The organism is Modestobacter sp. KNN46-3 (genome assembly GCF_011039295.1).
On the sequence record NZ_JAAKGN010000183.1, the window covers coordinates 1 to 8,272 of the forward strand.

Sequence of the window (8,272 nt, forward strand, 5' to 3'; positions counted from 1 at the left end):
CGCCCCGCGGTCGGCCGGCGCCGGAGCCGCCTGGGAGTTCACCGCTGCGTCCGCGTCCGCAGTCGCCTCCACAGGTCCCACGTCCGCAGTCGCCTCCACCGCACCCACGTCCGCAGTCGCCTCCACCGCACCCACGTCCGCAGTCGCCTCCACCGCACCCACGTCCGCAGTCGCCTCCACAGGTACCCCCCGTCCGAGCCGCCGGGCGGCGACTCGGACACAAAGCTAGACAACTCCTTGACGCGCGTCGAGACCCTCTCTAGCTTTTGTGTGACACCGACCACGTCGGACGAGCGCCGCTCGTCCCTCTCGGGAGCGACCAGGAAGGACGGCGATGGCCGAACCGCTGCTGAGCGTCGAGCACCTCGACGTCTCCTACGACGGCGCAGTCCAGGCGTTGCGCGACGTGTCGCTGGAGGTCGCGGCCGGGTCGGTCGTCGCCGTCCTCGGCTCCAACGGCGCGGGGAAGACGTCGCTGCTGCGGGCGGTCTCCCGGGCCCTGGGCTCCTACGGCGGCGCGGTCACCGGCGGCACGATCCGATACCAGGGCGTGGACCTCGCCGGGCTGGACACCTCCACGGTGGTCCGGCGCGGGCTGGTCCAGGTGCCCGAGGGCCGGCGCGTCTTCCGGGACCTCACCGTGGAGGAGAACCTGCGCGCCGGCGGGTTCACCGTCCGCGACGCCAAGGCCCGGGACGAGGCCCGCGACCGGGTCTTCGACCTCTTCCCGGTGCTCGCCGAGCGCCGCACCCAGCTCGGCGGGCTGCTGTCCGGTGGCCAGCAGCAGATGCTGGCGATGGGCCGCGCGCTGATGACCTCCCCGCAGCTGCTGCTGCTCGACGAGCCCTCGCTCGGCCTCGCCCCGCTGCTGGTCGACCAGATCGGCGAGATCGTCACCACGATCAACGCCCAGGGCACCGCCGTCCTCCTCATCGAGCAGAACGCGGTGATGGGCCTGCGGGTCGCCGACCGCGCCTACGTGCTCGAGGTGGGCCACGTGACCGCGGCCGGCAGCGCCGACGAGCTCGCGGCCAGCGACGACGTCCGGCAGCGCTACCTGGGCGCCGCCGCGCCGGAGCGTCCCGCGGCCGTCGTCGTCACCGAGCCGGGGATCCCGACCGCCGAGGCGCCCAAGCGCCTCGCCGTCGAGGGGCTGACCGTCCGGTTCGGTGGCATCGCCGCGCTGTCGGAGGTCTCCTTCGCCGTCGAGCCCGGCACCGTGCACGCGCTGATCGGGCCGAACGGGGCGGGCAAGTCCACCTGCATCAACGTGCTCGGCGGCGCCTACCGCGCCACCGAGGGGCGGGTGACCTACGGCGAGGACGAGCTGACCGCGCTGCCCTCCCACCGGACCGCCGGGCTGGGCGTCGCGCGGACCTTCCAGAACATCTCGCTGGCCCTCGAGGACACCGTCGAGGACAACCTGCTGGTCGGCCGGCACCGGTTGATGCGCTCCGGGGTCCTGGCCAGTGCCCTGCGCACACCCGGGGCCCGCCGCGAGGAGCGCGCGCACCGGTCGACCGTCCGCGACATCGCCGACCTCCTCGGCCTGGGCCCGCTGCTGCACGTGCCCGTGCACAGCCTGTCCTACGGCAACCGCAAGCGCGTCGAGATGGGCCGGGCGCTGGCCGCCCGCCCGTCCCTGCTGCTGCTGGACGAGCCGGTCGCCGGGATGACCCACGGGGAGTCGCAGGAGATGGCCGAGACCATCCGCCAGGTGCGCCGGGACCTGGGGCTGTCGGTGCTGCTCGTCGAGCACGACATGCCCTTCGTGATGGGGCTCGCCGAGCAGGTCACCGTCCTCGACTTCGGCAAGAAGATCGCCGAGGGCACCCCGGCCGAGGTCCAGCGCGACCCCGAGGTGCTCCGGGCCTACCTCGGGGCGTCGGCAGCGTGAACGGCAGCGGAGCGGAGACCCCGAGATGAGCTACTTCCTCACCCAGGTCCTCAACGGCCTGTCCTACGGGCTGGTGCTGAGCCTGATCGCGGCCGGGTTCGCCATCGTCTTCACCTCGACCGGGGTGCTGAACTTCGCGCACGGCTCGATCGTGCTGCTGGGGGCCTACCTGGTCGCGGTCCTGCACCCGACGATCGGCTTCTGGCCCGCGATGCTGGTGGCGCTGTTCGGTGCGGCGCTGGTCGGGGTGCTGATCAACGCGCTCCTGGTGCGCAACCTCGCCGATCCCGAGCCCGGGGCCGCGGCCATCCTCATGCTCGGGGTGGACATCGTGCTGCTCACCGAGCTGACCCGGCGGATCGGCAACCAGGTGCTCCCGGTCGGTGCGCCGTGGGGGGCCTCGGTGGTCCGCTTCGGCGACATCGCGCTGCCCACCGGACGGGTGGTGGCGGCCGGGGTGACGGTGGTCGCGTTCGCCGCCCTCTGGTACCTCTTCTCCCGCACCGACCTCGGTGTGGGCATGCGCGCCGCGGCCGCCGACGGCCCGACCGCCTCGCTGATGGGCATCCGGCTGTCCCGCACCGCGGCCACCGGCTGGGCGCTGGCCGGCGTGCTCGCCGCGGTCGCCGGCGTCTTCCTCACCTCCTTCCCCTCCCCGGGGGTCGCCCCGACGATCGCGCTCAGCGCCTTCGCGGCGATCCCGGCGTGGGTGCTCGGCGGGTTCGACTCGGTGCCCGGCGCCGTCGTCGGCGGCCTGCTCATCGGGCTCACCAGTGCCCTGGTCACCGGCTACGAGGGCGACCTCGAGCACTTCCTGGGCGCCGGGTTCGGCGAGGTCGCGCCGTACGTGGTCATGATCGTCGTCCTGCTCGTGCGGCCCTCGGGCCTCATGGGCAGCAAGGAGGCCGTCCGTGTCTAATCTCCTCCGTCGGCTCGGCGGCGTCGCGCTCCTCGTCGTCGCCCTGGCGCTGCCCCTGGTGCTCAACGACTTCTGGCTGCAGACCGGGCTGTTCGTGATGGCCGCGGCCATCGGGGCGGTCGGGCTCACCCTGCTGGTCGGCGTCGCCGGGCAGCTGTCGCTGGGGCACGCGGCCTTCGCCGCGATCGGCGCCTACGTGTACGCGTGGTCCACCGGTGAGACCACGACGTCGGTCACCGGCGCGGGTCTGCCCCCGGTGCTGGGGCTGGCGCTGGCCGCGCTCGTCGCCGCGGGCGTGGGCGCCGCCTTCTCACCCGTCGCCGGCCGGCTGCGGGGCATCTACCTGGGCCTGGCCACCCTGGGGCTCGTCTTCGTCGTCCGGCACCTGCTGCTCAACCTCACCGACTGGACCGGCGGGTTCACCGGCCGGTCGGTCGAGTCCTTCGCGCTCGGCGGGTTCAGCTTCAGCAACCGCGACCCCGACTACCTCGCCGTCGGCGGCGTGGAGTTCGAGGGGCTGCACCGGCTCTGGTACCTCTTCCTCCTGCTCGCGGTGGTGGCCTGCTGGCTGGCCGGGAACCTGCGGGCGAGCCGCACCGGCCGGGCTTGGGCCAACGTCCGTGACTCCGAGACGGCGGCAGCCGCCATGGGCATCGGGGTGGCCCGGGCGAAGGCGGCGGCCTTCGTCGTCTCCTCCGCCTACGCCGGGACCGCGGGCGCGATGCTGGCGCTCGCCTACGGGCGGGTCGCGCCGGACGTCTTCTCGCTGACCGCGTCGGTCGACTTCCTGGTGATGATCGTGCTGGGCGGGCTGGGCTCGGTGGCCGGCGCGGTCGTCGGCGCGCTCTTCGTGACGGCGCTGCCGCTCGTGCTGGCCGAGTACAGCTCGGCGCTGCCCTTCCTCGCCGCCCCCGGTTCGGGCGGCCTGGACCCCTCGACGGCCTCCCGGATCGTCTACGGGCTGGCGATCATCGCCGTCCTGGTCTTCCTCCGCGGCGGCCTCGCCGGCGCCGGTCGCCGACTCCGGCACCGGCTCGGGGGCGGCGGTCCCTCCGGCGACGCCGGCACCACCGACCCGGACACGCCCGGTCCCGGACCCACCGGCCGCACCGCCTCAACCTCCGGCAGCACCGACCCCAGCACCCCAGACGGCAGCCACCCGGCCGCGGTCACCCACCCCCGGTCGAAGGAGACCACCCGATGAAGCACCTGCCCCGCACCTGTGCGCTGACCGCCGCGGCCGTCACGATGCTCTCGCTGGCCGCCTGCAGCACCACGGACCCGAACGCGTCGGGCGAGGGCGGCGGTGGGGAGGGTGACGTGACCACCGGCAGCGGGGTCACCGACTCCGAGATCACCGTCGGCATGCTCACCGACCTGCCGGGGCCGTTCGCCGCCGGCGCAGCGGTGCAGGTCACCCAGACCAACGCCTACTGGGACCAGGTCAACGCCGACGGCGGGGTCTGCGACCGGGACGTCGTGGTCGACGTGCAGGACCACGGCTACGACCCGCAGCGCGCGGTCACCCTCTACCGGAGCATGGCGCCGGACGTCATCGCCCTGCAGCAGGTCCTCGGCGGCCCGACCAGCGCGGCCGTGCTGCCGCTCGCCGAGCAGGACGACGTCTACGTCGGCGGCGTCGGGTGGACCGGCTCCGCGCTGCAGTACGAGAACAACCAGCTCCCCGGCGCCAGCTACGCGATCGAGGCCGCCAACGCCGTCGACTACCTGGTCGACGAGCTCGGCGTGCCCGAGGGCGGCCGCATCGGTGTCGTCTACTTCGCCGGGGACTACGGCGGCGACGCCCTGGCGGGGGCCGAGCACGCCGCCGAGGAGCGGGGCGTGGAGATCGTCGCCCAGGAGATCACCTCGCAGACCACCGACCTGTCCGCGCAGGCCTCGGCGCTGGTCCAGGCCGACGTGGCCGGCGTCGTGCTCGCCGCCGCGCCCACCCAGCTCGCCTCGCTGGCCGGGGTGCTGGCCACCCAGGGGGCCGACGTCCCGATCGTCGGGATGAACCCGACGTTCAACCCCTCGCTGCTGGGCAGCCCGGTCGCGGACGCGCTGGTGGCCAACGCCTACAGCATCACCAGCGTGGCGCCGTACGCCTCGGACGCCCCGGGCGTCCAGGCCGCCAACGAGCTCTACGCCTCCGTCGCCCCCGACGGTGACGTGGGCTGGGAGGTCCCGCTGGCCTACGTCCAGGGCGAGCTGCTCCGGCAGGCGCTCGAGGGGGCCTGCGAGGCCGGGGAGCTGACCCCGGAGGGCGTCGTCGCCGCGCTGCAGGAGAGCTCGTCGGTGGACACCGACGGTCTGCTGCCCGACGGGCTGGACTACTCCCAGCCCGGGCAGTCGCCCACCACCACCGTCTACGTCTCCAAGGTGGACGCCGCCGCCGAGGCGGGACTGGCGCTGCTGGAGGAGTTCAGCGGCCCCAGCGCGGAGTCCTTCTCCTACGGGGGCTGAGCGGTGCCGGCGCTGGCGGTGAGCGAGCTGCGGTCGCCGGGCGTCGGCCTGGTGGAGGGCGTCCTCGGCGACGTCCTCCACCGGGCGGTCCGGGAGGGCCCCGAGGACCTGCTGCTGAGCACCCCGGCCACCGGGGGGACCTGGACAGCGGCACAGCTGCTGGCCGACGCCCGGGTGGTGGCCGCCGGGCTGCTGCGCGACCGGGCGCCCGGTGCCCGGATCGCCACCTGCCTGGGCAACGGGCCGGCGCCGGTGCTGCTGCAACTGGGCGTCGCCCTGGCCGGGATGACCCTCGTGCCGATCAACCCCCGGTCCCGGCCGGCCGAGCTGGAACACGCCCTGCGGCTCTCCGGCGCGGCCTGCGTCTTCGCCGCCGAGGACGTCGCCGGCAACCCGGTGGCCGACCTCTGCGCGGCCGTCGCCGGCGTCGAGGTCGTCCGGGTCGGCGCCGACTGGCGGGCCGCCCTGCCGGAGGCCGTGCCGGGGGAGCTGCCGGTCGTCGACCCCGAGAGCCTGGCCCAGGTGCAGTTCACCTCCGGCACCACCGGCCGGGCCAAGGGCGTGCGGATCACCCACCGCGCCATGGTCGTCACCGGGCACGCCTTCGCCGAGCGGCTGGGGCCCACCGCCGGCCGGACCTGGTGCAACCCGATGCCGCTGTTCCACACCGCGGGCAACGTGCTCGGGGTGGTCGGGGCGCTGTGGGCCCGGGCCGAGCACGTTGTCCTGCCGTTCGCGCCGGGACCGGTGCTGCAGGCGCTGGCCGACCGCCGGGTGACCATGCTGTCGGCCGCCCCCACCCTGTTGGACCTGCTGGCCGCCCAGGGCCCGCCCGGGCTGCCCGACCTGCGCGTGCTGTTCACCGGCGGGATGACGGTGACGCCGGCCTTCGTCGACCGGGTGGAGCAGGTCTTCGACGCGCGGCTGTCGATCACCTTCGGCATGACCGAGACCTGCGGGGCGGTGCTGCAGACCGCGCCGACCGACCCCGACCCGATGCGCCGGGAGACCGTCGGGGCGCCCCTGGCCGGCACCGACGTGCGGATCGCCGGCCCGGACGGCGACGCCGTGCCGCCCGGGACGCCGGGGGAGCTGTGGGTGCGCGGCGCGCGGATCACCCGCGGCTACCTGGACGACCCGGCCGCGACGGCCGCAGCCATCGACGCCGACGGCTGGCTGCACACCGGCGACCTGGCCGCGATGGACGCCGGTGGTGCCTGCCGGGTCGTCGGCCGGCTCAAGGACATGATCAAGACCGGTGGGGAGAACGTGTCCCCGGTCGAGGTCGAGGAGGTGCTGGCCGAGCACCCGGACGTCGCCCGGGCCGCCGTCGTCGGGGTGCCGGACGAGCGGTGGGGGGAGCTGGTGGTGGCGTTCGTCGTCCCGGCGGGCGGCCGCGACCCGCACCCGGACGAGCTGACCGCCCACTGCCGGGAGCGGCTGTCGCCGTTCAAGGTGCCGCGTTCGTGGCGGGTCGTGGACGAGCTGCCGATGACCGCCTCGGCCAAGGTGCAGCGCGCCGAGCTGCGCCGGATCGCCGCCGAGCCGTCGACGGTGCCGTGAGGCCCGGGCTGCTGGCCGACCTGGCCGCCGAGGGCGCTGCGCTGGAGGAGCTGCTCGGCACGCTCGAGCCCGCGGACTGGGCCCGGCCCACCCCCGCGGCCGGGTGGACCGTCGCCCACCAGGTCGCCCACCTTGCCTGGACCGACGAGGTCGCCCTGCTGGCCGCCGCGGACCCCGCCGCGTTCGCCGTCCGGGCAGCCGGGGAGCCGGCCGACGCCGTGGTGCGCGGGGCCGAGGAGGGGGCGGTCGACCCGCCCGCGGTGCTGCTGGCCCGGTGGCGGACCGGCCGGGGAGCCCTCGCCGAGGCCCTCGCGGCCGTGCCCGACGGCACCCGGCTGCCCTGGTTCGGCCCGCCGATGAGCGCGGCGTCGATGGCCACGGCCCGGCTGATGGAGACCTGGGCGCACGGCGTGGACGTCGGGGACGCCCTCGGCCGCCCGCCCCGCCCCTCCGCCCGGCTGGACCACGTCGCCCACCTCGGCGTGCGCACCCGGGCGTTCTCCTTCGCCGCACACGGCCGCCCGGCGCCGACGGCCCCGATCCGGGTGGAGCTGACCCGTGCGGACGGCTCGCGCTGGACCGAGGGCCCGCCGGACGCCGGGCAGTCGGTCACCGGGCCACTGCTGGACTTCTGCCTGCGGGTGGTCCAGCGCCGGCCCCGGGCCGCCCTGTCCCTCGTCGCCGTCGGCCCGGACGCCGACGCGTGGCTCGACGTGGCACAGGCGTTCGCCGGCCCGCCCGGACGGGGCAGCGATGGGCTTCCGTGAGGCGGAAGGAGGGCTGTTCTCCGCCGTGACTGCCGTCACGCTGGAGGGGTCGAAGAGGACACCAGCGGGAGGAAACCCATGACGTCGATCGTCCGCAACCAGTGGTACGTGGCCGCCTACGGCCGCGAGGTCGGCCGCGAGCTGTTCAGCCGCACGATCTGCGGGGAGTCGATCCTCTTCTGGCGGACCGAGGCCGGCGAGGTCACCGCGATGAGCGACCGCTGCGTGCACCGCCGGTTCCCGCTCTCGCAGGAGCCCAGCCACCTGGTCGGCGACACCGTCGTCTGCGGTTACCACGGCTTCACCTACGGCGCCGACGGCGGCTGCGTGGCCGTTCCCGGTCAGACCCGGGTGCCGCGCACCGCCCGGCTGAAGAGCTACCCGGTGGTGGAGCAGGACAGCTTCGTCTGGGTGTTCATCGGCGACGCCGAGAAGGCGGAGGGCGCCACGATCCCGCGGGCACCGTGGCTGGCCCAGGAGGGCTGGACGACGGTCAGCGGCATGGAGCCGCTCGCCGCGCGGGCCAGCCTGCTCGTGGACAACCTGATGGACCTCTCGCACGAGACCTACCTGCACGGCGGGTACATCGGGACGCCGGAGGTGGCGAACACCCCGATCACCACCGAGGTCGACGACGCCGCCGGGGTCGTCTACGTCAGC

At 75.0% G+C, this 8,272-nt stretch carries 7 protein-coding genes and 2 pseudogenes; all 9 read left to right on the forward strand.

Features of this window, described 5'->3' with window-relative positions; translation table 11 throughout:
* Positions 1–346: 346 nt before the first annotated feature.
* Positions 347–1,063: pseudogene (locus tag G5C62_RS29065) on the forward strand (ABC transporter ATP-binding protein); the annotation flags it as partial.
* A 132-nt stretch (positions 1,064–1,195) separates the two neighbouring features.
* Positions 1,196–1,657, forward strand: a pseudogene (locus G5C62_RS29070) (ATP-binding cassette domain-containing protein); the annotation flags it as partial.
* Between the two features lie 117 nt (positions 1,658–1,774).
* Positions 1,775–1,897 (forward strand): hypothetical protein, encoded by a 123-nt coding sequence (locus G5C62_RS29075; protein WP_345433156.1) that lies wholly within the window; start codon positions 1,775–1,777, stop codon positions 1,895–1,897.
* A gap of 25 nt (positions 1,898–1,922) precedes the next feature.
* Positions 1,923–2,816, forward strand: coding sequence for a branched-chain amino acid ABC transporter permease (locus G5C62_RS23600; RefSeq protein WP_164702919.1), 894 nt, complete (start codon positions 1,923–1,925; stop codon positions 2,814–2,816).
* A complete protein-coding gene (locus tag G5C62_RS23605) occupies positions 2,809–4,020 on the forward strand; it encodes a branched-chain amino acid ABC transporter permease (RefSeq protein WP_164702920.1) in 1,212 nt (403 codons plus the stop codon). The genes G5C62_RS23600 and G5C62_RS23605 overlap by 8 nt, the downstream gene beginning before the upstream one ends.
* Complete coding sequence (locus G5C62_RS23610) at positions 4,017–5,282, forward strand: ABC transporter substrate-binding protein (RefSeq protein WP_164702921.1); 1,266 nt, start codon at positions 4,017–4,019, stop codon at positions 5,280–5,282. Before G5C62_RS23605 ends, G5C62_RS23610 begins: the two co-directional genes overlap by 4 nt.
* 18 nt (positions 5,283–5,300) lie before the next feature.
* A complete protein-coding gene (locus tag G5C62_RS23615) occupies positions 5,301–6,845 on the forward strand; it encodes a class I adenylate-forming enzyme family protein (protein WP_241176093.1) in 1,545 nt (514 codons plus the stop codon).
* Positions 6,842–7,612, forward strand: a complete 771-nt coding sequence (locus tag G5C62_RS23620) for a TIGR03084 family metal-binding protein (RefSeq protein ID WP_164702923.1) — start codon at positions 6,842–6,844, stop codon at positions 7,610–7,612. The genes G5C62_RS23615 and G5C62_RS23620 overlap by 4 nt, the downstream gene beginning before the upstream one ends.
* A 78-nt stretch (positions 7,613–7,690) precedes the next feature.
* Positions 7,691–8,272 (forward strand): Rieske 2Fe-2S domain-containing protein (locus G5C62_RS23625; RefSeq protein WP_164702924.1); only part of this gene is annotated, 582 nt, incomplete at its 3' end.